23 protein-coding genes are annotated in these 23,961 nt (G+C 73.9%); 10 read left to right on the top strand and 13 right to left on the bottom strand.

Annotated elements, in window-relative coordinates:
* Positions 1 to 103 precede the first annotated feature (103 nt).
* From CLV70_RS25050 to CLV70_RS25035, 4 genes are all read left to right on the top strand, one after another.
* Positions 104 to 2,200 carry a 2Fe-2S iron-sulfur cluster-binding protein gene (locus tag CLV70_RS25050; RefSeq protein ID WP_106129067.1) on the top strand — a complete coding sequence of 699 codons (2,097 nt, stop codon included), beginning with the start codon at positions 104 to 106 and terminating at the stop codon, positions 2,198 to 2,200.
* Between the two features lie 70 nt (positions 2,201 to 2,270).
* A complete protein-coding gene (locus CLV70_RS25045; RefSeq protein WP_106129028.1) occupies positions 2,271 to 2,687 on the top strand; it encodes a nuclear transport factor 2 family protein in 417 nt (138 codons plus the stop codon).
* 31 nt (positions 2,688 to 2,718) lie between these two features.
* A complete protein-coding gene (locus CLV70_RS25040; protein ID WP_106129027.1) occupies positions 2,719 to 3,264 on the top strand; it encodes a TetR/AcrR family transcriptional regulator in 546 nt (181 codons plus the stop codon).
* Positions 3,265 to 3,285: 21 nt separating this feature from the next.
* Positions 3,286 to 4,023, top strand: a complete 738-nt coding sequence (locus tag CLV70_RS25035; protein ID WP_425440215.1) for an ATP-binding protein — start codon at positions 3,286 to 3,288, stop codon at positions 4,021 to 4,023.
* A gap of 4 nt (positions 4,024 to 4,027) precedes the next feature.
* On the opposite strand, the gene CLV70_RS25030 is transcribed toward CLV70_RS25035, so the two are convergent.
* Positions 4,028 to 4,393: an STAS domain-containing protein gene (locus CLV70_RS25030; protein ID WP_106129026.1), complete on the bottom strand. Its 366-nt coding sequence runs from the start codon at positions 4,391 to 4,393 to the stop codon at positions 4,028 to 4,030.
* A 201-nt stretch (positions 4,394 to 4,594) separates the two neighbouring features.
* Positions 4,595 to 5,278 (bottom strand): TetR/AcrR family transcriptional regulator, encoded by a 684-nt coding sequence (locus tag CLV70_RS25025; RefSeq protein WP_245908440.1) that lies wholly within the window; start codon positions 5,276 to 5,278, stop codon positions 4,595 to 4,597.
* Positions 5,279 to 5,432: 154 nt separating this feature from the next.
* Between CLV70_RS25025 and CLV70_RS25020 the strand changes: the two genes are divergently transcribed.
* Positions 5,433 to 6,683, top strand: a complete 1,251-nt coding sequence (locus tag CLV70_RS25020; RefSeq protein ID WP_425440214.1) for a cytochrome P450 — start codon at positions 5,433 to 5,435, stop codon at positions 6,681 to 6,683.
* A gap of 10 nt (positions 6,684 to 6,693) precedes the next feature.
* Positions 6,694 to 6,903, top strand: a complete 210-nt coding sequence (locus CLV70_RS25015) for a (4Fe-4S)-binding protein (protein ID WP_106129023.1) — start codon at positions 6,694 to 6,696, stop codon at positions 6,901 to 6,903.
* A 7-nt stretch (positions 6,904 to 6,910) separates the two neighbouring features.
* Here CLV70_RS25015 and CLV70_RS25010 read toward each other — a convergent pair whose 3' ends face one another.
* Positions 6,911 to 7,723: an SAM-dependent methyltransferase gene (locus CLV70_RS25010; RefSeq protein ID WP_245908438.1), complete on the bottom strand. Its 813-nt coding sequence runs from the start codon at positions 7,721 to 7,723 to the stop codon at positions 6,911 to 6,913.
* A gap of 262 nt (positions 7,724 to 7,985) precedes the next feature.
* On the opposite strand from CLV70_RS25010, the gene CLV70_RS25005 reads away from it, so the two are divergent.
* Positions 7,986 to 8,813, top strand: coding sequence for an SDR family NAD(P)-dependent oxidoreductase (locus CLV70_RS25005; protein WP_106129021.1), 828 nt, complete (start codon positions 7,986 to 7,988; stop codon positions 8,811 to 8,813).
* On the opposite strand, the gene CLV70_RS25000 is transcribed toward CLV70_RS25005, so the two are convergent.
* The 4 genes from CLV70_RS25000 to CLV70_RS24985 form a co-directional block, all read right to left on the bottom strand.
* Positions 8,806 to 9,465, bottom strand: a complete 660-nt coding sequence (locus CLV70_RS25000; RefSeq protein WP_106129020.1) for a response regulator — start codon at positions 9,463 to 9,465, stop codon at positions 8,806 to 8,808. The genes CLV70_RS25005 and CLV70_RS25000 overlap by 8 nt on opposite strands.
* A complete protein-coding gene (locus CLV70_RS24995) occupies positions 9,462 to 10,616 on the bottom strand; it encodes a sensor histidine kinase (RefSeq protein WP_106129019.1) in 1,155 nt (384 codons plus the stop codon). The genes CLV70_RS25000 and CLV70_RS24995 overlap by 4 nt, the downstream gene beginning before the upstream one ends.
* On the bottom strand, positions 10,613 to 11,449 hold the full coding sequence (locus CLV70_RS24990; RefSeq protein WP_106129018.1) for a CPBP family intramembrane glutamic endopeptidase: 837 nt from the start codon (positions 11,447 to 11,449) through the stop codon (positions 10,613 to 10,615). Before CLV70_RS24990 ends, CLV70_RS24995 begins: the two co-directional genes overlap by 4 nt.
* 144 nt (positions 11,450 to 11,593) lie before the next feature.
* Positions 11,594 to 12,163: a TetR/AcrR family transcriptional regulator gene (locus tag CLV70_RS24985; protein ID WP_106129017.1), complete on the bottom strand. Its 570-nt coding sequence runs from the start codon at positions 12,161 to 12,163 to the stop codon at positions 11,594 to 11,596.
* A 109-nt stretch (positions 12,164 to 12,272) separates the two neighbouring features.
* On the opposite strand from CLV70_RS24985, the gene CLV70_RS24980 reads away from it, so the two are divergent.
* The 3 genes from CLV70_RS24980 (at position 12,273) to CLV70_RS24970 (ending at position 16,696) form a co-directional block, all read left to right on the top strand.
* On the top strand, positions 12,273 to 12,818 hold the full coding sequence (locus tag CLV70_RS24980) for an AAA family ATPase (protein WP_106129016.1): 546 nt from the start codon (positions 12,273 to 12,275) through the stop codon (positions 12,816 to 12,818).
* A 57-nt stretch (positions 12,819 to 12,875) separates the two neighbouring features.
* Positions 12,876 to 13,397: a MarR family winged helix-turn-helix transcriptional regulator gene (locus CLV70_RS24975; protein WP_245908437.1), complete on the top strand. Its 522-nt coding sequence runs from the start codon at positions 12,876 to 12,878 to the stop codon at positions 13,395 to 13,397.
* A gap of 95 nt (positions 13,398 to 13,492) precedes the next feature.
* Positions 13,493 to 16,696 carry a TIM-barrel domain-containing protein gene (locus tag CLV70_RS24970; RefSeq protein WP_106129015.1) on the top strand — a complete coding sequence of 1,068 codons (3,204 nt, stop codon included), beginning with the start codon at positions 13,493 to 13,495 and terminating at the stop codon, positions 16,694 to 16,696.
* Between the two features lie 24 nt (positions 16,697 to 16,720).
* Here the strand turns inward: CLV70_RS24970 and CLV70_RS24965 are convergent, their stop codons facing one another.
* From CLV70_RS24965 to CLV70_RS24940, 6 genes are all read right to left on the bottom strand, one after another.
* Complete coding sequence (locus CLV70_RS24965) at positions 16,721 to 17,485, bottom strand: IclR family transcriptional regulator (RefSeq protein ID WP_106129014.1); 765 nt, start codon at positions 17,483 to 17,485, stop codon at positions 16,721 to 16,723.
* Positions 17,486 to 17,541: 56 nt separating this feature from the next.
* Positions 17,542 to 18,396 carry a helix-turn-helix transcriptional regulator gene (locus CLV70_RS24960; protein ID WP_106129013.1) on the bottom strand — a complete coding sequence of 285 codons (855 nt, stop codon included), beginning with the start codon at positions 18,394 to 18,396 and terminating at the stop codon, positions 17,542 to 17,544.
* A 72-nt stretch (positions 18,397 to 18,468) separates the two neighbouring features.
* Positions 18,469 to 20,052, bottom strand: a complete 1,584-nt coding sequence (locus CLV70_RS24955; protein WP_146164149.1) for a serine/threonine protein kinase — start codon at positions 20,050 to 20,052, stop codon at positions 18,469 to 18,471.
* Positions 20,053 to 20,269: 217 nt separating this feature from the next.
* On the bottom strand, positions 20,270 to 21,643 hold the full coding sequence (locus CLV70_RS24950; protein ID WP_106129011.1) for a DNA polymerase IV: 1,374 nt from the start codon (positions 21,641 to 21,643) through the stop codon (positions 20,270 to 20,272).
* Positions 21,644 to 21,699: 56 nt separating this feature from the next.
* Positions 21,700 to 23,220: an alpha/beta hydrolase gene (locus CLV70_RS24945; protein ID WP_106129010.1), complete on the bottom strand. Its 1,521-nt coding sequence runs from the start codon at positions 23,218 to 23,220 to the stop codon at positions 21,700 to 21,702.
* Positions 23,221 to 23,332: 112 nt separating this feature from the next.
* The gene (locus CLV70_RS24940) at positions 23,333 to 23,905 is read right to left on the bottom strand and encodes a nuclear transport factor 2 family protein (protein ID WP_106129009.1); all 573 of its coding nucleotides are present in this window, start codon (positions 23,903 to 23,905) and stop codon (positions 23,333 to 23,335) included.
* Positions 23,906 to 23,961 lie beyond the last annotated feature (56 nt).

The raw sequence follows: 23,961 nt of genomic DNA, 5'->3' as shown, positions 1-23,961 counted from the left end.
GACGCCTTCTCGCCTCGGGCCTCCGCGACCGAGACCTGTGAGGTCTCGGAGTGATGCAAACGTTGTCTTGGACACCACAGTGGACGCGCCGAACAATCGGGGCATGCAGCGGATCACGACCCTCGGCGAGCTCGAAGCGATCATCGGCAGACCCCCGGACCTGGTACTGCGCAAGGAGATCGGCATCCTCGACGAGGGGTGCCGCGGCGTCCTGGCCGCCGCGCCGCTCGCCGGGCTCGGCTACCGCGATGCCGCCGGGCGGTCCCGCACGATCCTGGCCGGCGGTCGTCCCGGCTTCGCGTGCGCCGACTCGCCCCGCCGGCTCTCGCTCACCCTTCCCGGCGGCGCGGCCGCTCCCGCCGCCGGGACCGGGGTCTCGCTCGTCTTCCTGCTGCCGGGGATCGGCGAGGTGCTGCGCCTCAACGGCTCGGTGCACGAGGTCACGGACCGCCTGGTCGTGGCCGTGGAACAGGCGTACGTCCACTGTGCCCGGGCCGTGCTGCGGTCCGCGCTGTGGGGGCCGCCCCGCCCGGTCGCGGTCGCCGGCGCCCCGGCCGGGGACGGGCCGCTCGCCGCGCCGCCGGTCGCCGCGTTCCTGGCCGCGGCGCCGTTCCTCGTCGTCTCGTCGTGGGACGCCGGCGGTGGCAGCGACACCAGCCCGCGCGGCGACGGCCCCGGCTTCCTGCGGATCCTCGACGGCCGCACGCTCGCGCTGCCGGACCGGCGGGGCAACAAACGCGCCGACACGCTGCGCAACGTGCTGGGCGACGACCGGATCTCGGCCGCGGTGCTCGTGCCGGGCCGGCTCGACGTGCTGCACCTCGGCGGCCGGGCCCGGATCACCGACGACCCCGCGCTGCTCGCCACGATGGCCACCGGCGGGCAGGTCCCGCACGCCGCCGTGCTGTTCACCGTCGACACGGCGGACCTCCGGCCGGACGGCGTGCTGGCCTCGGCCGGGGTGTGGGACCGCGGCCGGCATCTCGACCCGGCGACCGCGCCGGACCTCAACGCCGTCGCCATGGGGCACCTGGCCGCCAACGTCGCCGGCGGCTGGAAGGGGCGGCTGCTGGGCCTGATCGGCAAGCCGGTCACCGCCTTCCCGCGGCTCACCCGCCGCCTGCTCGCCGCCGGCTATCGCAGGCAACTGCGCAGCGAGGGGTACGCCACCGGCACGCCGGCCGCCCCGCGGCCCGGCCGCGCGGTGCGGGTCGCCGAGGTGGTGCGGGAGACGCCCGAGGCCACGACGCTCGTGCTCGAGGACCCGGCGGGGGAGCCGTTCGACTTCCTGCCCGGCCAGTTCTTCACGCTGGTCCTCGACATCGACGGGCGCGGGGTGCGGCGGGCGTACTCGGCGTCGTCCGCGCCCGGCTCGCGGCGGCTCGCCCTGACGATCAAGCGGACCCCGGGCGGGGTCTGCTCGGCGTACGTGCAGGACCGGGTCCGTCCCGGCGACGAGCTGCGGGTGCTCGGCCCGTCCGGCTCGTTCCACGTCGCGCGGCCACCGAAGGAGCTGGTGCTGCTGGCGGCCGGGAGCGGGATCACCCCGGTGATGAGCATCCTCCGGGCCACCCTGGCCACCGCGGCGGACACGCGGATCACTCTGCTCTACGGCAACCGTACGGAATCGGGCATCATCTTCGGCCGCGAGCTGACCGCCCTGGCCGGCGCGCACGACCGCCTCACGGTCCGCCACGTCCTGTCGCGTCCCGGTCCGGACTGGGCCGGCCCGCGGGGACGGCTCGACCCGGACACCGTACGCCGGGAGCTGACCGCCCTCGCCCCCGGCGCTGAGGCCCACTACTACGCCTGCGGCCCCGCGCCCATGCTCGACGGCATCCGCGCCGTCCTGGACGCGCTCGGGGTGCCCGCCGACCGCCGCCACCAGGAGCTCTTCAGCGCCGCCCCGGCCGGATCCGCCACCGGCACGGATCAGCGGCTGACCGTCGGGAACCTCGGCACGGTCGCGGTCGCCGCCGGCCGGACGCTGCTGGCCGCCGGGCTCGAGGCGGCGCTGCCCATGCCGTACTCCTGCACGGTCGGCAGCTGCGGCGAGTGCCGCGTCCGCCTGCGGCGCGGCGACGTGACGATGGCCGAGCCGAACTGCCTGACCGGCCCGGAGCGCGCCGAGGGCTGGATCCTCGCCTGCGTCGCCCGTCCGCTCACTGACACGGAGATCGATCTTGACGGCGCCTTATGAGAGTGGCTAATTACTTACCAGCGACGCGGTGTCATGGAAGATGCCGTTCTCACAGGTAGGAGACTGGTGAGTGGATAACCACAAGACGGTGCGTTCCGGCGCCCAGCAGGCGTTCCTGAGGCACGTCGAGCTCCTCGGGGCGGGGCGCGGCGCCGAATGGGCGGAGTTGTTCACCGAGGACGGCGTCCTGGAGTTCCCGTACGCGCCGCAGGGCTACCCCCGGCGGGTCGCGGGCCGCCGCGACCTGCTCGCCCACCAGGAAGGCTTCGCGCGGACCTTCCGGGTGGAGTTCACCGGGGTGCGGTTCCACGAGACCGTCGACCCGGCGCTGGTGATCGCGGAGCTGGAGTGCGACGGCGTCGCCCTGGCCACCGGGCGGCCGTACCGGCAGAAGTACATCTCGCTCGTCGAGACCCGGGACGGCCTGATCAGCCGCTACGTCGACTACTGGAATCCGCAGGTGGTCGCCGAGGCCCTGGCGGCTTGACCCGCCGCCCGGGAATTGGTTGATTACTCGCATGGCAACCGGGGTGCGGCAGCGGTCGACCGCGGCGCAGAGGCGGGACACCGTGCTGCGCACGGCTGTCGCCGCCTTCGCCGCGCGCGGGTATTACGGCACCTCCACGATGGAGGTGGCCGCGGCGGCGGGGATCTCGCAGGGGTACCTCTACCGGCTGTTCAAGGACAAGCAGACGCTGTTCGCCGCCGTGGTCGACCACTGCTCGGATCGGCTGCGCGAGTCGGTGGCCGCGGCGGCGGCGACGGCGCGGAGCACCGAGCCGCAGGACGTGCTGGAGGCCCTGACGGCGTCGTACGACGAGGTGATCGCCGACCGGGAGCTCCTGATGATCCTCCTGCACGCCCAGGGGTGCGCGGGTGAGCCGGTGATCGGTGAGGCCGTGCGCCGCTGCTACGCCCGTCAGGTCGAATACGTCCGCGCCGTCTCCGGCGCCGCCGAGCAGCAGATCCGACGCTACTTCGCGGATGCCCTGCTCAGCAACGTCATGGTGGCCATCGATGCGGCCGCGGTCGACGCGCCCTGGGCCCGCACGCTGCGCGCGTAGGCGGTGCGGCGGGAGGTCACAATGGGGGCTGTGCCCGCTGTCCACTGCGAGATCGTCCAGGTCGGGACCCGGACGCTGGTCCACCTGACCGGTGAGCTCACGCTGCCCGGCGTGCCCGCGGTGCGTGCGGTGCTGGCGAAGTGCCTGGTCGAGCAGCCCGACGCGCTCGTCGTGGACCTGGCCCGGCTGACGGTCGCCGAGCCGGCGGCGCTGTCGGTGTTCCCGGCGGTGAGTCGCCAGGCGGCCGTGTGGCCGGGCACGCCGCTGCTCATCTGCGTCCCCGGCCCGGCGCTCGCGGCGGCGCTGACCGGCGGCGGCTACGGACGGCTCAAGGTCTTCCCCAGCGTGGCGCAGGCCCTGGCCGTGCCGCCCGCGCGCCGCCTCACCGCGATCAGCGATCGGCTGCTGCCGGTCAGTGGCGCCACCCGCCGGGCCCGCGACGTGGCCACCGAGGCGTGCCTGCGGTGGGAGCTGCCGCACCTGACCGCTCCGGCCGCGCTGGTGGCCGGCGAACTGGTCACGAACGCCGTCGTGCACGCCAGGACGATGGCCGACCTGCGGCTGTCCCTCGGGCGCCGCTACCTGATGATCGCCGTCCGCGACGGCAGCAGCGCCGTGCCCCGGATCGTGCCGGCGCCGCCCGCCGACCCGGCCACCGGCCGCGGACTGGTGCTGGTGGGCGCGATGGCGCGGCGCTGGGGGAGCCTGCCGGCCGAGGGCGGCAAGGTGGTGTGGGCGACCCTACCGACCGCCCGCTAGCGCGTCAGCCGGCGCTGGGGCGGGTGCGGGCCGGCGCCGGGGCGGGTGCGTCGTCGATCTCCAGGACGTCGAGCACGCCGGTCACCTCGAGCACCGTCCGCGCGGTCTCCTGCACTCCGGTCACGACGTAGCCGCAGCCGTGCCGCCGTGCGGTGTCCCGGCCGGTGAGCACGTCCCTGATCCCGGCGGCGTCGAGGAACGACACCCGGTGCAGGTCGAGCAGTACGGCGGCGATCTCCGGGCGGGCGGCGGCGTTGTCGATCAGCGCGAGCAGAGTCTCGCTGGTGTCGGCGTCGACGGTGCCCAGCACCGCCAGCCGCGCCGTACCCGCTCCGTCGTCGTGCCGCTGCACCGCGAAGCGTTCGGTCATGCACCAGCTCCCTGGGCTCCGGACACACCGTTCGCGGTCATGCGGCCACGGTCGGTGTCCATGCGTCGTCACGGAGACAATAGCGCCGCGGACGAGCCGGCGCAGTGCCCCGGAGGTTGTGTCTCTTCCCGCCCCGCGTAGCGCCCGCTGGGAGCGACCCGGCCGGGTGACGGCCCGGCGGGTCCCAGGGCCCCCGGGGTGTCAGCGCTCGGCGGCGCGGCCGAGGCCCGCGATGATGCCGTGCCGGCGCAGGTGCTCGACGTCGTCGTAGCCCACCGGCCGGCCGGGGAGCGGCGACTCCGCCCGGGGCCGGAACCCGTCCAGCATCAGGGCGAACAGCCGCTCGAACACCATGGCGCCCAGGCCGTCGCCGCCGGCCGGCAGCATCCGGGACACGGCCACGAGCATCAGCAGCACGTCGCCGGCCCGGACGTCGCGGCGTACGGCGCCCTGCTCCTGGGCGCGGTGCAGCAGGCGGTCGATCACCCCGAGCAGTTCGTCGCGCCGCTCCTCGATCGCCGGCAGGTCGCCGGCCGCCCGGAACGCCATGGCCGCCGCGGACGTCAGGACGATGCCCAGGTACTGGTCGCGGACGGCGCGCAGCAACGCCTCGAGGGCCGCCGCCGGGTCGGGCTCCTCCCGTTCCAGCCGCGCGGCCAGCTCGTTCATCCGCTCCAGGTTGTCCAGGCTGACCGCCTTGATCAGCTCGCCGCGGTCGGGGAAGCGCCGGTACAGCGTGCCGATGCCCACCCCGGCGGCGCGCGCGATCTCCTCCATCGGCACGTCCGTGCCCTCGCGGAGGAACATCGCCCGGGCGGCCTCGATGATCTGCTCCCGGTTGCGGCGCGCGTCGGCCCGCAACGGGGCCGCTGCCTGCTGCTTCACGTACGCCATCACCCTCTCGCCGTGCTCGCGCCGGAGTATCGCACGGCCGTGCCGGTCCGGCCCGCGAACGCCGACCCATCCGTCCGGTGTGGACGAAATTCCTCCGCTTCGGTACGCTCATAAGCGGAGGAAAATCGTCCAGATACCCCTTGAGGTGGTCAGCGTGACAGAAGCCGTACCCGCCACGACCGTGCCCGCGGAGCTCGACGACGTGGCGTTCCCGGTCGCCCGGGCCTGCCCGTTCGCCGAGCCGGCCGAATACGCGTGGGCCCGCGAGCGCAGCCCGGTCCGCAAGGTCCGCGTCCGGGGCGGCGAGGAGGCCTGGTGGGTCTCCCGGCTCGCCGAGGGACGCACGGTCCTGGCCGATCCCCGGTTCTCGTCAGACCGGCGCCGCGACGGCTTCCCGCTGCCCGGCGCGGACAAGGCCGTCCGCGAGCGCTTCCGCAGTCAGCCGCCGAGCATGATCGGCATGGACGGCGAGCAGCACGCGGCGGAGCGGCGCGCCCTCATCGGCGAGTTCACCGTCAAGCGGCTCGCCGCCCTGCGGCCCCGGGTCCAGGAGATCGTCGACGGGTTCATCGACGACCTGCTGGCCGCCCCGGACCGCTCCGCCGACCTGGTGCGGGCGCTGGCGCTGCCGGTGCCGTCGCTGGTGATCTGCGAGTTGCTCGGCGTGCCGTACGCGGACCACGACTTCTTCCAGAACTGCACCGCGAAGCTGGTCAGCCGCTCCACACCGGACGACGAACGCGGCCGTGCCGTCGACGACCTGCGCGGCTACCTCTCCGACCTGATCACCCGCAAGGAGGCCGAGCCCGGCGACGACCTGTTCAGCCGGCAGCTCGCCCGCCGCCGCGAGCAGGGCGAACTCGACCGCCCCGGCCTGGTGAGCATGGCGTTCCTGCTGCTGGCGGCCGGCCACGAGACGACCGCCAACATGATCTCGCTGGGCGTCGTCGGCCTGCTCAGCAACCCCGATCAGCTTGCCGCGCTCAGGGCCGACCCGGGCCGTACGCCGATGGCCGTCGAGGAACTGCTGCGGTATTTCGCCATCGTCGAGGCGGCGACCGCCCGGGTGGCGACCGAGGACGTGGAGATCGGCGGCGTCACCGTCGCGGCCGGCGAGGGCATCATCGTCTCCGGCCTCTCCGCCAATCGGGACCCGGCGGCCTTCCCGGACCCCGCCACCCTCGACATCGCGCGGGGCGCCCGGCACCACCTCGCCTTCGGGTACGGGCCGCACCAGTGCCTCGGCCAGAACCTGGCCCGCCTCGAGCTGCAGATCGTCTTCGACACGCTCTTCCGGCGGGTTCCCACGCTCCGGCTCGCCGTCCCGATCGACGAGGTCACGTTCAAGCCCGACGCCGTCATCTACGGCGCGGCCGAGCTGCCGGTCACCTGGTGAGGCGGTCCTGATGCGGATAACAGCGGACACCGGCGTCTGTGTCGGGGCCGGTCAGTGCGTCCTGACCGATCCCGGCGTCTTCGACCAGGACGCCGACGGCATCGTCACGCTGCTCACCGACCGGCCGGACGCCGCGGCGGCGGAGGGTGTCAGGACCGCCGTCGAACTGTGCCCCGCGGGCGCGCTCTCGATCGTCGAGGACGAGGCGGCTCCCGCGTAGGGACCGGTCAGAGCGGCTTGCGGGCCACCCCGGCGTATTCCGACGCCGGGGTGGTGTCGTTGCCGTCGGGGCGCCACTGCGAGCAGGTGACCACCCCCGGATCGAGCAGCTCCAGGCCGGTGAAGAACGTGGCGATGTCCGCCGGGTCGCGGACGACCATCTGCGCGGCGCCGCCCGCGTTCCACATCTGCACCGCCCGGTCCACCGCCTCGGGCGCCACCTCCCGGGTCGGGTGCGACAGCACGAGGTAGCTGCCGGCCGGGACCGCCGAGACGAGCGTCTCCACGATGCGCCGGGCCTCGGCGTCGTCCGGCACGAAGTTCAGGATGCCGAGCAACATGATCGCGACGGGCTCGCGGAAGTCGATCGTCTGTCCGGCGGTGTCGAGGATCCGTTCGGTCTGCCGGATGTCGGCGTCGACGTAGTCGGTGGCACCCTCGGGGGTGCTGGTGAGCAGCGCCCGCGCGTGCACCAGCACCATCGGGTCGTTGTCCACGTAGACCACCCGCGACTCCGCCGCGCTCGCCTGCGCGACCTCGTGGGTGTTGTCGGCGGTCGGCAGCCCGGTGCCGATGTCGAGGAACTGGCGGATGCCCGACCCGACGAGGTGGCGCACGGCCCGGCCGAGGAACTCCCGGTTGAACCGGGCGGACTGCACCAGCTCGGGCATGAACGCCAGCACCTGCTCGGCCGCCTCCCGATCGGCGGCGAAGTTGTCCCGGCCACCCAGCAGGTAGTTCCAGAGCCGGGCGGAATGCGCCACGCTGGTGTCCAGCGTCGCCAGCCGGTCGTCGTCCTGCGGCGAGATCTCCCCGGGCACGGTGCACCTCCGTCGCCGGAGTCGCGGTCCCGGCAGGCCACCGACCCTAGCGGACGGACGCCGCCCGGCCGATCCCCTGAACGGTCGCACCGCTGAAGGGTGCCCGGCGTCGTACCGGGCCGGACGACCGGTCCCGCGGGAACACGCCGGGGACGCCGGGTCCCGGTACAAGTGGGCAGACACCCCGAAGGCGACGGGCAGCGGGCGGCCCGGGACCCCGAGCGTCGCGGACCGCCGGCCGGTCGCGAAGTAGGGTCCCGGCATGCCGAAAACGATCATCATCACCGGCGCGGGTTCCGGCCTCGGCGCCGCCTCCGCACGCCTGCTCGCCGGCCAGGGACACGAGGTCGTCCTGGTCGGACGGTCGGCCGGCAACGTGCGCGCGGTGGCCGACGGGCTGGGCTGCGCGTGGCACACCGCCGACTTCACCCGGCTCGACGAGGTGCGGGCGCTCGCCGCGACGCTCGACGCCCGCTACCCGCGGATCGACGCGCTGGCGAACAACGCCGGGGCGCTGCGCCGGGAGCGTACCGAGACGGTGGACGGCTTCGAGGAGACGCTCCAGGTCAACTACCTGGCGCCGTTCCTGCTCACACACCTGCTGCTCGGCAAGCTGACGGAGAGCCGGGCGACGGTCGTGCAGACGTCCAGCAACGCGGCGAAGCTCAACGGCCGGGTGGACCTCGACGACTTCGGCAACACCGTGCGCTACACGCCGACGCGGGCGTACGGGACGGCGAAGTTGCAGTTGATCCTGTTCACCCGCGAGCTGCACACCCGGTTCCACGACCGGGGGCTGACCGCCGCCGCGTTCCATCCGGGCGGGGTGCGGTCCAATTTCGCCCAGGACACCACCAGTCCGGTCCGGTACGTGTTCGGCTCCCCGCTGCTGCGCCGCCTGATCCTGCGCCCCGCGGACGTGGCCGCCCACCAGCTGGCACGCTTCGTCACCACGGAACCGGGCAGCGGGTGGGAGGCCGGTGCCTACCACGAGAACGGCAAGGTGCGCCGCAGCCACGCACAGGCCGCCGATCCGGTGCTGGCGGCGCGGCTCTGGGAGCGTACGGAAGAAGTCCTGGGCCTCAGGTGACCAGGCCGTTGCGGTAGGCGAAGACGACGGCCTGGACGCGGTCGCGCAGGTCGAGCTTGGTGAGGATGCGGGACACGTACGTCTTCACGGTCTCCTGGCTGATCACCAGCGTCGCCGCGATCTCGCTGTTGGACAGGCCGTTGGCGATCAGGCGCAGCACCTCCAGCTCGCGCGGCGTCAGCGCGACGTCGGCGGGGCCGCCGTCGGCCGGGCGGATGCGGGCCGCGTACCGGCCGACGAGCTGGCGGGTCACCTCGGGGGCGAGCAGGGCCGCGCCGGTCGCGACCGTACGGATGCCGTGCAGCAGCTGCGCCGGCGGGGCGTCCTTGAGCAGGAACCCGCTGGCGCCCGCGCGCAGGGCCTCGTAGACGTACTCGTCGAGGTTGAAGGTGGTCACCACGAGCACCTTGACCGGGTGGGCGACCCCCGCGCCGGCGAGCAGGCGGGTGGCCTCGATGCCGTCGAGCACCGGCATCCGTACGTCCATGACGACGACGTCGGGGTGCACCTTGGCGGCGAGGTCGACCGCGCTGCGCCCGTCGCCGCACTCGGCCACGACCTCGAGGTCGGGCTGGGCGTCGATGATGGTGGCGAAGCCGGTGCGGATCAGAGCCTGGTCGTCGCAGACCAGGACGCGGACGGGGGCGGTCACGAGAGGGTCCCGTTGGGGATGTCCGCCCGCACGGCGAAGCCGCCCTCGGGCAGCCGGCCGGCGCTGAACTCGCCGCCGAGCACCTCGACCCGCTCGCGGAGCCCGGCCAGGCCGCGCCCGCTGCCGCCGGGTGACGCGGAGTTCGACCCCGAGCCGTCGCTGCTGATCTTCACGATGATCTCCCTCGCGCCGTAGTGGACGTGCACCGCCGTCGGGGCGCCGTGGTCGTACTTCAGGGCGTTCGTCAAGGCTTCCTGCACCACGCGGTACGCCGCCGCCTCGGCGCTGCCCGCCGCCTCCTGGGGCCGCCCCTCCTCGGTGAACTCCACCGGCTGCCCGGCCCGCCGGGTCTGCTCGATCAGCGCGCTGATCTCGCCGACCGGCGGCGTGCCGGTGGCGGTGCCGTGGTCCGGGTTGAGCAGGTCGAGCATCTGCCGCAGGTCGGAGATGGCCCGCCGGCCGGTGTCGGTGACCGCCGCCAGCGTCTGGTCGAGCCGTTCCGGCGCGGCGGTCAGGTAGCGCGCCGCCTCGGTCTGCACCACCATCGCGGTGACGTGGTGGGTGACGACGTCGTGCAGCTCGCGGGCGATCCGGGTGCGTTCGGCGGTGCGGGTGCTCTCCTCGAGCCGCAGCCGGCGTTCCGCCTCGGCCCGCCGGGTCTGGCGCAGCCACGCCCCGAGGCCCCAGGCCAGGATGAGGGCCAGGAAGAACGTCAGGAACCCGGTGACGCCCTCGCCCGATCCCAGCGAATCCAGTCCTCTCGCCAGCGGCAGGTAGGCCACGGTGAGCAGCAGCATGATCGGCCGGCGGTACCGTTCCAGGTAGATACCCGCGCTGACCAGTGCGAACGGCAGGGCGCTGGACGCCACCAGGTGGTACCCGCGCAGCTGGTCGATCGCGAAGCCGGTGCACACCAGGATCACGCAGACGGCCGGCCAGCGGCGGCGTACGGCCAGCGGCAGGCACTCGAGGAGGACCACCAGGACCGCCAGCCCGTCGAAGGGGTGGCTCGGCAGGTCGCCCAGCCGGGTGCCGTACTCCTCCAGGCCCGGGACCAGCGATCCGAGCATCAGGGCCAGCGCCAGCGGGAAATCCCGGACCGTGACGTCTGCTCGCCGCCACCGGTCCGGGATCGTCCGGATGTCGATCACTGGGAGACTGTAGCGGTCGGCTGCGCGCCGGTCGCGCGGCGGCGGCGGGGGAAGATGGTGCCGCGGCGGTGGGCCAGCCACAGGAACACCACGGTCAGCACGATGCCGGCCCCGATCGTGTAGAGGCTGCCCTCCGGGCCGAAGTCGCCGCCGCTCACCAGGGACGAGCCGGAGAAGGTGGCGTCCAGCAGGCCCTTGGAGGCGCCGTTGCCGGAGACCGGCGCGCTGAAGATGGCGCCGAGGGCGAGGTTCCAGCCGAAGTGCAGGCCGATCGGCACCCACAGGCTGCGGAAGGCGGCGTAGCAGGCGGCGAGCATAAAGCCGGCCTCGATCGCGATGGCGGCGGCGCCCCAGAGGGTGGCGTCCGGGTTGACCAGGTGCATGCCGCCGAAGGCGAGGCCGGTCATCGCCAGCGAGAGCCAGGTGCCGATGCGCTCCTCGATGATGCGGAACAGGATGCCGCGGAACAGCAATTCCTCGGTCACGGCCGCGGCCGCCATGAAGCCGAGCAGCCCCAGGGCCCCGGGCACCGAGCCCATGCCGTGCACGTGGTAGCCGCCGAGGAAGGCGATGTTCAGGATGACCGCCGCGAACATGAGGATGCCGATCAGCATGCCCAGCAGGAGCCGGCCGGCGCCTCCCTCCCGGGCCACCTCGGTGGGGGCTCTGCGTTCGGTACGGCGCACCACCCACGCGTAGACCGGGATCGCGAGGGCGGCGGTCAGCAGGCCGAAGACGAGCTTGAGCCAGTTGTTGTCGTTGACCGCGGCGACGGCCTGACCACCGACGACGGCGACCGCCGCGACCGCGAGGAACTGCTTGATGAAGCGCATTGGGGGGGGGCTCCTTCCGAGGGTGCCGCGGCGGTGCGTCGCGGCTGGAAAGAAACCTATGGATCCGCGGGCCCGGAATCGTCACCGGACGGTGGACACTTGCGGGTAGCTCGCACGGGGGACAAGGGCGCCGGGACGGCCGGCTCAGGCCGGGAGCGGGCTCACCCCGGCCACGGTCAGGGCGAGCAGCCGGTCCGCCGCGGCGCCGGGGTCGGCGAGGTGCTCGGTGGCCAGGGCGATGCCGGTGATCAGGGCGAGCAGGTCGGTGATGGTCACGCCGGGGGCGACCGCTTCCTGCCGGGCGGCGCGGCGGACCAGCGGGTCGCCCGCCTCGGTGAGCTGGGCGGTCGCGCAGGCCGGTTCCGTGCCGCCGGGGTCGGCGGCCAGGTCGAGGTTCAGCGCGACCGCGAGGCCGCGGATCGTGGACGCGTACCGGGTGACGGCGCCCAGCCATTCCAGCAGGGCGGCGCGGGCGTCGGGCCGGTCCGCCAGCTCCGCGGCGAGGGTGCGCAGGGCGTCGATCCGCTCGCGGAAGACGGCGTCCAGCAGGGCGCGGCGACCGGGGAAGTGCCTGCGTACGGTGGCGGACCCGACCCCGGCCACGCGGGCGATCTGCTCCAGGGAGGCGTCGGCGCCGTGCCGGGCCACCTCCTGCGCGGCGACGGCGAGCAGGCGGGCGTAGTTGCGCCGGGCGTCCGCGCGCTGGACCGGCATGGTGTCACCTCGGCGACTAAGTGGCGGGGTCCGCCGCATCTTAGCGCGATCGGCGCGGCGGGAAAGACAAGACTGTTTCCCGGGCCGGGCGCTGATTAACGTCCGGGGCGTGAACGGTGAAGTCATGATCCTGACCGGGCCCCCGGCCGCCGGGAAGACGACCGTGGCCGGACTCCTGGCCGCCGGCGCCGGCGTGCCGACGGTCCATCTGGCGACCGACTGGTTCTACCGCTCGATCCGCACCGGTTTCGTGCTGCCGTTCCTGCCGGCGGCCGAGCGGCAGAACACGGTCGTCATCGAGGCGATCGTCCGGGCCGTGGGTGCGTTCGCGCGCGGCGGCTACGACGTGGTGGTGGACGGCATCGTCGGGCCCTGGTTCCTGCCGCCCTTCCTGGCCGTCGCCGCCGAGGACGAGCTGACGGTCTCGTACGTCGTCCTGCGGCCCGGCCTGGAGACGACGCTGACCCGCGCGCGGGAGCGGGCCGGCGCCGAGCTGAGGGACGTCGAGGCGATCACCGGCCTGCACGGCGCGTTCGCGCGGCTCGGCGACCTCGAGCACCACGCGATCGACACCGGCGCCCTCGACGCGGCGGAGACGGTCGACGAGGTCCGCCGGGCCTTCGCGTCGGGGGAGTACCGGCTCGTGGCGCCGTGAACCGGCCCGGCGCCGCGGGGCCGATCTCCGCCCTCGCCGGGCCGGTAGGATCGCCGCGTGGATGGCCGGGACGAACCGCGGTGGCTGTCGCCCGAGGAGAGCGACGCCTGGATCTCCCTGTGCTGGCTGATGGTCAAGTTCCCCGGCGAGTTCGAGGCGCAGCTCCAGCGGGACAGCGGCCTGTCCTTCTTCGAGTACCTCGTGCTGTCGGCCCTGTCGATGGTGCCGGGGCGGCGGCTGCGGATGAACGAGCTGGCCCAGCACGTGAACGGCTCGGTGACCCGGCTCTCCAACGTGGCCAAGCGCCTGGAGCAGCGGGGCTGGATCACGCGGGTCCCGTGGGCCGAGAACGGCCGGTTCATCGAGGCGATCCTCACCGACGAGGGGATGGCCGTCGTGCAGCGGGCCGCCCCGGGGCATGTGGCCGCGGTCCGGCACCACGTGTTCGATGCGCTGAGCGACGAGCAGGTGAACGCGTTGCGTGAGATCGGCCGGCGGATCGCCGACCGGGTCGAGGCCGGGCACGCCGGCTCACGCGCGTGGCGGCCGGCCCCGGACCGCACCGACGCCGCGGGCTGAGTCCCCGCGCCGCCCGAACGGGCAGCCTCGGTTGTGCAACACGCCGGAAACCTTATAGTGCACGCATCGACGGGTGTCGCCGGAAAGGTCTCGTCATGCTCACACGCTCCTCCACCAGGCGGTTCGCCGCCGGTGTGGCCGCCCTGCTCGCCGGGCCGGCCCTGCTCCTCGTGCCCGGATCGGCGGCCCAGGCCGGCCACCGCTCCGTCGCCCGCTCGGCCGTGGTCTCCGGGCCGGCCCGCTTCGAGGTTCTCTCCCCGACCCTGATCCGCACCGAGTACGCCGGCGATTCCCGGTTCGTCGACGCGGACACCTTCAACGCCGTCAACCGCGAGGGCTTCGCACCGCCGAAGTTCACCAGCCGGACCCGTGACGGCTGGCTGACCATTGACACCGGCGCGCTCACCCTGCGTTACAAGGTCGGTTCCGGGCCGTTCGCCACCGACAACCTGACGGTACGGCTCAGGAACGGCCGGCAGGTCGTCCAGGCCGCGCCGTGGGCCGACCGGGCCGCCCCCGCCTGCGCCGTCGGCGCGCTGTGCGAGGCCGAGACCGCCAAGCTGCGCGGCCCCGGCGTCGCCACCGACCACGGCGGCTACACCGGGCCCGGGTTCGCCGCCGGCTTCGAGGCCGCCGGAGACTTCCTCACGTACGCGGTGACGGTCCCCGCCGCCGGCACGTACCAGTACGCCGTCCGCTACGCCAACAGCACGGGCGGCGACGGCCAGAACACCACCCGGACGCTGAGCGTGGCCGTCGACGGCACCGCCGCGGCGCAGGTCTCCCTGCCCAGCACCGGATCCTGGGACACCTGGGCGGTGGCCACGGCGGCCGTGGCGCTGCCGGCGGGCCGGCACGAGATCTCGCTCACCCGCGAGGCGGCCGACTCCGGGCACGTCAACGTGGACAGCCTCGCCGTCGTGCGGCCCGGTGACGCGTACCCGCAGCCGCAGCCGCCGGCCCCGCAGCAGTGCGCGTTCGGTGCGCTCTGCGAGGCGGACGCCGCCGTGCTGGCCGGCGGGGCCAAGCTCGCCCGGGACCACAACGGCTACTCCGGCGGCGGCTTCCTGGCCGGGCTGGAGCGCACCGCCTCCTCCGCCACGCTGACCGTCACCGACGTGCCGAAGGCCGGCACCTACCGGCTCCAGCTGCGCTACGCCAACGCCCGCGCCGGTGCGCAGGCGCCCCGGTCCCGTACGGTCTCCGTGGCGGTGGGGCAGGGCGCGCCGGGCACGGTGGCGCTCGCCCCGACCAGCGGCTGGGACTACTGGCGTACGGTGTCCGCGCCCGTCACGCTCCCCGCCGGAACCAGCACCGTCACCCTGGGCTGCCCCGCCGCCGACAGCTGCAACGTCAACATCGACACCGTCGCGTTCGTCGCGCCGGCCACCCCGATCCTGGCCCCGCACGCGGCGCTCGGCGGATACCGCCGCTCGCTCGACGGCGTCGACGGCGGCGCGCTGACCGCGCCCGGCCTGCTCTACGCCGACGGCTGGTCGCTGCTCGACGACACCGAATCGGCGCTCTACGAGCCGGGCGCGCGGACGGTGACGCAGCGGTCCGCGCACCCCGGCGGCTACCAGGACGGCTACGTCTTCGGGTACGGCCGGGACTACGCCCGCGCGCTGCGGGAGCTGTCCGTCCTCACCGGACCGACCGCGCTGCTGCCGCGCTGGACCTACGGCGTGTGGTATTCGGAGTACTACGACCGGTCGGCCGCGGACTTCCAGCAGACGATCGTGCCCCGGTTCCGCAGCGAGAACATCCCGCTGGACGCCCTGGTGGTCGACACCGACTTCAAGGCCGGCGACAAGTGGAACGGCTGGGAGATCGACCCCGCCCGGTTCCCCGACCCCAAGGGCTTCCTGGACTGGCTGCACGCCGAGGGCCTGCACACCTCGTGGAACGTGCACCCGAGCATCGACGGCTCCGACCCGAAGTTCGCGGCGGCGCAGGAGACGGCCAAGGGCAAGCTGCGCCGGGCCGGCTGCAACAGCGGCCCCGACTGCTACGTGTTCGACTGGGCCGACCCGGACCAGCTCGCCGCGTACTTCGGCCTGCACAAGGACATGCAGGACCTGGGCATCGACGCCTGGTGGCTGGACTGGTGCTGCGACCAGGCGTCGTCCTCACTGCCGGGCGTGACCCCGGACGCGTGGATCAACCACCAGTACGCCGCCGAGAACGGATTCGCGTTCTCCCGGGCGTACGGATCGCTGCAGGCCGGCGGCTACAGCAACCCGACCGCCGTGCCGACCGGGCCGTGGGCCGACAAGCGCACCACCCTGCACTTCAGCGGCGACACCATCTCCAACTGGGAGACGCTGCGCTACGAGGTCGGCTACACGCCGGGGGAGTCGGCCGCCACCGGGCTGGCCGCGATCAGCCACGACATCGGCGGGCACACGTTCGGGCTCCAGGAGCCGGGCACCGAGCCGGGCAGCACCAAGCTCCCGGACGACCTGTACGCCCGCTGGGTCCAGATGGGCACCTTCCAACCCATCGACCGCCTGCACTCCAACCACAGCGACCGGCTGCCGTGGCAGTACGGGCCGGCCGCGCACAAGTCGTCCGCCGACTTCCTGCGGTTGCGGGAGCGGCTGATGCCGTACACGTACTCCGCCGCGGCCCGGGCGAACCGGGACGGTCTGCCCATCACCCGGCCGATGTACCTGGCCTACCCCGGTGAGCAGGAGGCGTACGCCACGGCCGGCTCGCAGTACCTCTACGGCCCGGACCTGCTGGTCGCACCCGTGACCGAGCCGGGCACCACGGCGACGACCTCCGTGTGGTTCCCGCCGGGCAGCACCTGGACGGACTTCTTCACGGGGGTCACGTACCGGGGCGGCACCACCGCGGACATCACCACCACGCTGGACACCATGCCGGTGTTCGTCCGCTCCGGCGGTGCGGTGGTGACGCGGACCGGCGACGTCAGCGGCGACGTGGGCAACCCGCTGAGGGCGGCCACGGTCACCGTCGGCGTGGGCGCGAACGGAGGCGGCGAGCTGTACGAGGACGACGGCACCGACCACACCCGGCACGCCACGACGGCGCTGAGCGTCCGCGACGCCGGGCGCACGCTGCGGATCGACGCGGTCCGCGGGCGGCACCCCGGCCAGGTGACCGGCCGGGACTGGACGGTCGTGTTCGCCGGTGCCGCGGCGCCGCGCAGCGTCCGGGTGAACGGGCACGCCGTGGCGCGTACGGCCTGGACGTACTCGGCCGCCGCGCGCACCCTCACGGTGCACGCGGGCCCGCAGCCGGTCCGGCACGACGTGACCGTCAGCTACAGGTAGGGACCCCGCCTCCGGCGTCCCGGCTCATTGCAGGGCCGGGGCGCCGGGCGGGGCGCCCAGCTCATCGCTCAGCGCGGTCGTGGCGGCCAGGAGTTGGTCCAGCACCGGCGTCAGGTCGGGCAGCTCGCCGGCGCCGAGGATCGCCACCGTGGCGGCCAGCCCGCCCTCGTCGAACACCGGCGCCGCCACCACGAACGGGCCGCCGCTGGGCCGCACGAAGCTGAAACCGCGGCGGCGGGCCGCGTCGACCTCGGCCTCCAGCCGCGCCCGCTCGACCGGCGGCAGCTCCTCCAGCATCGCGTCCAGCGCCGCGTTGGCGCTGTGGGCCAGGAACAGCCGGGTCTGCGCCGCGGTCACGTCGAGCTTCGTGCCGGGGTGCACGGTCACCACCAGCATCCGGCTCGTGTCCTCCTGGGCGAGCGCGACGACCGGGCCCTGTGCGCCGAGCACGCTGAGCACGGACGTCATCCGGACCGCGGCGCTGAGCTTGCGCAGGTGCGGCCGGGCGAGGTCGACGACCCGCTGCCGGCCCAGCGCCAGGGTCCCCAGCTCCAGCATCAGCGGCCCCAGCGCGAAGGTGCCGCGGCGCGAGCCCCGCTCGAGGATCCGCGCGGCGACCATCGACGCGCAGTACCGGTACGCCGTGGTGCGGTTCAGCCCGGTGCGCTCGGCCACGTCGGCGGCCGAGAGCTCGGGCACGCGGGGGCCGAACAGGGCACAGATCTGGCCGACGCGGGCGACCGCCTGGATGTCGGACGTCGAGGCATCGCTCGGATCGGTGTTGGCCATTGCGGAATCGTAGTTCACATCGCATCGGGCCGATCCGCATACCGCACCGGTGCCGCTCAGCCCGCGGACGCGCTCCCGGCGGGGAACTCCTCGACGCCGAGGACCAGCAGCAGCGCCAGCCGCTCGCGCGACCCCTCGTCGGCCGGGGTGAGGACCACCAGCTGCTGGCCCAGGTCGGGTGTCATCAGGGTCTCGCAGTCCATCACCACCCGCCCCACCCGCGCGTGGTCGAAGGTCTTGCGGCCGGCGCGGCGCACCGCCACCTCGTGCTCGGCCCAGAGGCGGCGGAAGTCCGGGCTCGCCGCCCGCAACCGCTCGACGAGGCCGGTCACCACGGGATCGCCGGACCTGCGGCCGGCGGTCGCCCGCAGGTCGGCGACCAGCTGACGGCCGTGGTCCTCGCGCTCGTCCGGCAGCAGGTGCGGTCCGTACCCGGGGTCGGTGAACCATCGGTACGCGAGGTAGCGCGCGTCGCCGGAGAAGCCGGTGTGATCGCCGACGAGCAGCACGGACGCCCTGTTCTGGGCCAGCACCTCGCCCAGGTCCGACAGCACCATGGCCGGGTTGTCGCCGAGCAGGTCCAGCAGGCGCATCAGGCCGGCCCGGGCGAAACGGGCCACCCCGTCGGCCGCCGGCGGGCGGAGACCGGCCAGGTGGAACAGGTGCGCGCGCTCGTCGTCGGAGAGGCGCAACGCCCGGGCCAGCGCGCCGAGCAGCTGGGTCGAGGGCTGGCTGCTGCGGCCCTGCTCCAGGCGTACGACATAGTCCACCGACATGCCGGCCAGCATCGCCACCTCCTCGCGCCGCAGCCCGGCGGTGCGCCGCCGCGGGCCGTCGGCGATGCCGACCTCCGCCGGGCGGATCGCCTCGCGGCGGCGGCGCAGGAAGTCGGCGAGCTGCTCACGGTGCATGTACCCATCGTGCCCCGCCGCGGACGCGGGCATCCAGGGAGCCGCGCTCCCACGCTCCGCGCGGCGACCGGGTCAGCGGACCTCCAGCTCGTAGAGCGAATAGCCGTAGCCGCCGCTGCGCTGGGTGCCGTACACCCGGACGTAGCGGCCCGTCGACCGGTCGACCGGGACCCTCACCGTCCCGCCGGCACCGGCCGAGGTCCGGAAGACGGTCGACCAGCGCGAGCCGTCGGCGGAGATCTCCACGCGATAGCTCTTCGCGTAGGCGCGCTCCCATCGCACGACGATCTCGGTGATCTGCCACCGGCCGCCGAGGTCCACCCGGAGCCACTGCGGATCGTTCCACGCGCTGCCCCAGCGGGTCGACCCGTCGCCGTCGACCGCGTTCGGTGCCGCCCACGCGTCGCCTTCCGAGGTGGACGCCGCGGCCGGACGGTGCAGGGCCAGGTTCCGGCCGGACGTGTTGACGGCCGCCCGGGGCTTTCCGGCGGACTTCGAGGCCGGCGGCCGGGTGCTCCCGGCCTCCCGCGAGGAGGCCGTCGCACTCGGCCGCGCCAGCGACATCCGATCGGCCGGCGGCGTCCGGGCCGACCGTGCCGCGGTGGGCGATGCCGAACCGCCGGAGTGCAGGGCCACGGGATTCCGGTCGTTCGACGGCGGGGCGGTGTCCGGACCGCGTTCCCCCGGCCCCCGCAGGGCGGCGAACGCCCCCACGGCGGCCAGGACGGCGACACCGCCGGCGAGGATGCGGCGCGAACGAGGTTTCCGTGCCGCCGGAAGCCCGGCGCCCGTGCCGCTCGCCGCCGCGGATCCGGGTGCCGGCACCGGAATCCGGCCCACCAGCATGCCCAGCAGGTCCGCCGCGGCCGGGCGATCGGCCGGGTCCTTCGCCAGCGCCAGCCGCACGATGGGGCGCAGGGAGTCCGGCAAGCCGTCCAGCTCGGGCTGATGGGTGAGGATCCGGCCCGCGGTCGCCGACGGTGAGTCACCGCGGAACAGGGTTCTGCCGGTTCCCGCGTACGCGATCACACAACCCCAGGAGAACACGTCGGCCGCCGACGAGACCGGCACCTCCTGGTCGGAGAACCGTTCCGGCGCCATGTAGGCGACCGTGCCCACCATCATGTCCACGTGGGTCAGCGCCCGGGTGGGCGCGAACGGCCGGGCGATGCCGAAGTCGATCACCTTCGGGCCGCTCGGCGGCAGCAACACGTTGTCCGGCTTCAGATCGCGGTGGATCACGTGCGCACCGTGGATCCCGGTGAGCGCGGTGGCCACACCGACCGCGAGGGAGTGCAGCGCACCGCCGGTCAGCGGGCCACGCTCCTCGACGATCTCCGGCAGGCTCGGTCCGTCCACGTACTCCACGACCAGGTACGGCGGCTCGTGGTCGAGGTCGGCGTCGAGGAACTCCGCGGTGCAGTACGGGGGCACCTGCCGCGCCCGCGCCACCTCGCTGTGGAATCGGGCGACGAACTCCGGGTCGGCCGTCAGACCGGGGTGGATCAGCTTGATCGCCGCGGGCAGGCCGGCCGCGTCCCGCGCCAGGTAGACCACGCCCATGCCGCCGGCCCCGAGGCGGCCGATCAACTCGTAGTCACCGAGCCTCGTGGGATCCGCCGAGCGCAACGGACTGACCCGGTAAGCGTGATCCACCCTCTGTTCCCCACCTCTCCGGCATCCGGGCGTCACCGCACGGGCCCGCTCCGGCCGACGACGGTAGGCGGGACGCGCCACGTGTGCCCGAGCCCCGCCGCGACGGTGCGTCGGCGCGGAACCGCAGTTCAGATGCGCTGCGGAACCGTGCGGCCCCCGCGCCCGCCGGGGTCGTCTCGGCGGGCTTCTGCGCGATGGGGAGATGATCTTTGCCTGATCAGCCGCCGGGCGCCCACTCCGGGGGGTCGCCGGGGCACAGGGCCGGGTCGTCGTCCGCGAAGGTGCGCACCGGTCCGGGCGGTGTCGCGGGGCCCTCGAAGCGGACCGTGACGAGCCCGCGGCCGCTGCCCCAGACCCAACCGGGGCCGTGGACGTCGTGGCGGACGTCCTGGCCGGGACGCCACCCGGCCGGCGGTGCGGCGGCGGGGGCGGCTGGGGCCTGATCTGGGGCTTGATCGGTGGGCGGCTCCTCGGCGGCGGTGGCGGCCGGGCGGTCGGGCGCGGCGCTGCCGGGCGCGGCGGCGAACAGGTCGTCCTGGACGAAGTCCGCCAGGGTGGTGGCGCCGACGCCGAGGAGCCGGATGCCGGCCGAGGTGTCGACGCCGGTGAGCAGGCGGCGGGCCAGCTGGGTGACCAGCCGGGGATCGTCGGTGGGCTGGTCGCGCGTCGTCGAGCGGGTGATGGTCGTGAAGTCGTGGTGGCGCACCTTGATCGTGACCGTGCGGGCCGACAGGCCGCCCGCCCGCAGCCGCCCGCCGACCCGCGCCGCGAGCAGGTCGAGCTCCGCCTCCAGGCGGGCGCGGTCGGTCAGGTCGACGTCGAAGGTCTCCTCCGCGGACACCGACTTGGCCTCGCGCTCGCTGACCACCGGCCGGTCGTCGTCGGCGCGGGCCAGCCGGTGGAGGCCGGTGCCGTGGGCGTGACCGAACCAGTCGAGCAGCTCCGGCAGGGGCACCCGGGCGAGGTCGCCGACGGTGCCGACGCCGGCGCGGCGCAGCCGCTCGGCGGTGGCCGGGCCGACCCCGGGCAGCCGGGTCACCGGCAGCGGGGCCAGCAGCTCCCGCTCCCGGCCCGCGGCGGTGACCGTGATCCCGGCCGGCTTGTGCAGGTCCGAGCCGATCTTCGCGACGAGCTTCGAGGTGCCCACCCCGATCGAGGCGGTCACCCCGCCGGTCGCCGCGGCGATCGCGGCCGTGATCCGGCCGGCGACCGCCGTGACGCCGTCCACCGACAGGTCGTGGTCGCCGGCCGCGGCCAGGTCGACGTACGCCTCGTCGATGGAGACCTGCTCCACCAGCGGCGAGAAGCCGTGGAGCACGGCCATCACCACGTCGCTGGTCTTGCGGTACGCGGCGAACCGGGGCGCCAGGAACGCCGTGCCGGCCGGGCACCGCCGCCGGGCCTCGGCCATCGGCATCGCGGACCGCGCCCCGAAGCGGCGGGCCTCGTACGACGCGGTGGAGACGACACCCCGGCCGGCGACCCCGCCCACGATCACCGGCCGGCCGCGGAGCGAGACCTTGTCGCGCTGCTCCACCGCGGCGAACATGGCGTCCAGATCGACGTGCGCGATGCTCGCCTCACCCCGCACCGGTGCACCCGTCCTCGTCCGTCACCCACCCATTCTCGACCAGACATCGTCCGGGCTCAGGCGGACGGGGGTACCGGCTCGGGCAGGGGCGCGCAGAGAGCGTCCGGGCCGTCCCCGGGCTTGCGGGGCGGACGCTCGCCGGTCAGCAGGTAGCGGGCGATCGCCGGGTCCACGCACGGGTTGCCGCTCAGGCTCGCCGCGTGGCTGGTGCCGCCCGGCTCGAGGATCAGCGAGGCGCCCGGGAAGCGCTTGCGGACCTCGATGCTGCCCGGGAAGGGGGTGGCACCGTCGTACTCCTCGCCGACCATCAGGACGCTCGGCACGCCTTTGCCGTCGATGGTCACCGGCGTGCCCGCGCGGGCCGGCCAGGCGATGCACGGGGCGTTGTACCACGCGTTCATCCAGGTGAAGTCCGATGCCTGCGGGTACGTGCGCCAGTTGTCCGCGTGCCAGCGGTTCCAGTCGGTGGGCCACTGGACGTCCGTGCACTGGGTGGCGAGGTAGACCGCGTAGCCGTTGTCGTTGCCGCGTCCGCCGACGGCGTCGAACAGTTCCTTCGCCGGTTGCCAGTCGCCGCGTACGAGCCGGGCGAAGACGTCGGCAACCGTGGGCCAGCCGCTTTGGCCGTACTCGGCGATCACGAAGATGTCGGTGAGCTCGTCCGGCCCGACGAGGCCGCCCGCCGGGGTGGCCCGCAGCCTGCTGAACTGGGCGTCGTAGACCTTGCGCACCGCCGCCGCCGTCGTGCCCAGGTGGTACACCTGGTCGTACCGGGCGGTCCATTCCATCCAGGCGCCGAGGTTACGGTTCATCGCCACGTCCTGGTTGAGGTTGACCTGGTAGAAGACGTAGCGGGGGTCGACGGTGCTGTCGAGGACCATCCGGCGTACCCGGGTCGGGAAGAGCGTGCCGTAGACCTGGAGCACGTAGGTCCCGTACGAGATGCCGTAGAGGGTGACCCGGGAGACGCCGAGAGCCGCCCGGATCGCGTCGATGTCGCGGGCCGTGTCGGCGGTCTTGATGTTGGCCAGCAGGGCCGGATCGTTCTTGGCGCCGCAGTCCTGGGCGTAGCGGCGTACCCGGGTCAGCCAGGTCTGTTCGAGTTTCTCGGTGGTGGGCACGTAGTCGGGGCGGCGATAGTCCATGTAGTCCGGGTCGCAGGAGAGGGCGGGCCGGCTCGCGCCGACGCCGCGGGCGTCGAACGAGACCCAGTCGTACGCCTCGGCGGCGTGATCCGGCACCCGGGGGCCCGAGGCGGTGAAGGTCTGCAGCCCGGACCCGCCGGGTCCGCCGGCGACGGTGATCAGTACGCCCTGGTACTGCGCGTCCGGGACCCGGTGCCGTACCCGGCTGAGGGCGATCTCGACCCGGGGGCCGGACGGGTCGTCGTAGGCGAGCGGGACGGCGAGCGAGCCGCACTCGGCACCGGCGGCGGCGAAGGCCGGGTCGGCGCACGGCCCCCAGGCGATCCGCGGCGAGGCGATCCGCGGCGAGGCGGCGGCCGGCGTGGCGATCAGGGCCGGAGCGGCCGTCGTGGCGGCCACGGCGAGAACGGCGAGAAGTCTTCCCCACAGCATGGATGAGGATCGTAGGGTGACCCGGCGGACAACGGTCCACATTGGTACTTCGGGGCACCGAGCGCGGCCTGACCGGGCCGGAGGGGCCCCGGTCAGGCCGGTCTGCCGAAGATCAGCCGGTGGGCGGCTTCCAGTCCAGGGGCAGGCCCGACTGCACGAGAACGTCCTGGCGGTTGTAGTAGTCGTAGCTCGACTGGACGAGGTTTCCGCGGAGGTGCAGAACGGTCGCGATGGGAATGGAGAAGGGCTTGGGCGCGCCGGCGATCCGGCCGCGGAACAGGCCCTGGACCACGACGCTGTCGCCTCCGCGGAAGGCGCTCTGCAGAACGTACTCGACATCCGGGATGAGCTGGCGGCTGCCGGCCTCCCACTGGGCGACGCCCTTGCGGCCGTGGAACACCAGGCCGAGCGTGTGATCGGTGTACACCGCGTCCCTGGTGTACAGGCGGGCGAGATCCTGGGTGTCGGGCGTCGTCCAGGCATCGGTCCAGCGCTTCGCGATGGAGGGCACCGCGTGGCCCCGCTCGAGGTGGGCCACCCGCTCGTCTCCCGCGACGGCCGACGCCGCTCGTGGTGCCGGTGTGGACGCCGATGATGCCACCGCTCCGGCCGCGAGCGTGCCGCCCGTCATCGCGAGGGCGGCCACTGCGGCAGTCAGGCCGCGCGCGTTGATCAACCTCTTCATGTCGTTGCTCCTTCTATCGTTGTTAGATTTTCTTACGTCGTTAACTTAGCCGCGCC

Origin of the sequence: Pseudosporangium ferrugineum (genome assembly GCF_003002065.1) — a bacterium.
In the GTDB taxonomy this organism is placed as follows: domain Bacteria; phylum Actinomycetota; class Actinomycetes; order Mycobacteriales; family Micromonosporaceae; genus Actinoplanes; species Actinoplanes ferrugineus_A.
This window is presented reverse-complemented; position numbering and strand designations above follow the sequence as displayed.

Coding starts and splice junctions, on each gene's coding strand:
- CLV70_RS25050 (WP_106129067.1), top strand. CDS start 104: ATGCAGCGGATCACGACCCTCGGCGAGCTCGAAGCGATCATCGGCAGA.
- CLV70_RS25040 (WP_106129027.1), top strand. CDS start 2,719: ATGGCAACCGGGGTGCGGCAGCGGTCGACCGCGGCGCAGAGGCGGGAC.
- CLV70_RS25035 (WP_425440215.1), top strand. CDS start 3,286: ATGGGGGCTGTGCCCGCTGTCCACTGCGAGATCGTCCAGGTCGGGACC.
- CLV70_RS25030 (WP_106129026.1), bottom strand. CDS start 4,393: ATGACCGAACGCTTCGCGGTGCAGCGGCACGACGACGGAGCGGGTACG.
- CLV70_RS25015 (WP_106129023.1), top strand. CDS start 6,694: ATGCGGATAACAGCGGACACCGGCGTCTGTGTCGGGGCCGGTCAGTGC.
- CLV70_RS25005 (WP_106129021.1), top strand. CDS start 7,986: ATGCCGAAAACGATCATCATCACCGGCGCGGGTTCCGGCCTCGGCGCC.
- CLV70_RS24990 (WP_106129018.1), bottom strand. CDS start 11,449: ATGCGCTTCATCAAGCAGTTCCTCGCGGTCGCGGCGGTCGCCGTCGTC.
- CLV70_RS24985 (WP_106129017.1), bottom strand. CDS start 12,163: ATGCCGGTCCAGCGCGCGGACGCCCGGCGCAACTACGCCCGCCTGCTC.
- CLV70_RS24970 (WP_106129015.1), top strand. CDS start 13,493: ATGCTCACACGCTCCTCCACCAGGCGGTTCGCCGCCGGTGTGGCCGCC.
- CLV70_RS24965 (WP_106129014.1), bottom strand. CDS start 17,485: ATGGCCAACACCGATCCGAGCGATGCCTCGACGTCCGACATCCAGGCG.
- CLV70_RS24960 (WP_106129013.1), bottom strand. CDS start 18,396: ATGCACCGTGAGCAGCTCGCCGACTTCCTGCGCCGCCGCCGCGAGGCG.
- CLV70_RS24945 (WP_106129010.1), bottom strand. CDS start 23,220: ATGCTGTGGGGAAGACTTCTCGCCGTTCTCGCCGTGGCCGCCACGACG.
- CLV70_RS24940 (WP_106129009.1), bottom strand. CDS start 23,905: ATGAAGAGGTTGATCAACGCGCGCGGCCTGACTGCCGCAGTGGCCGCC.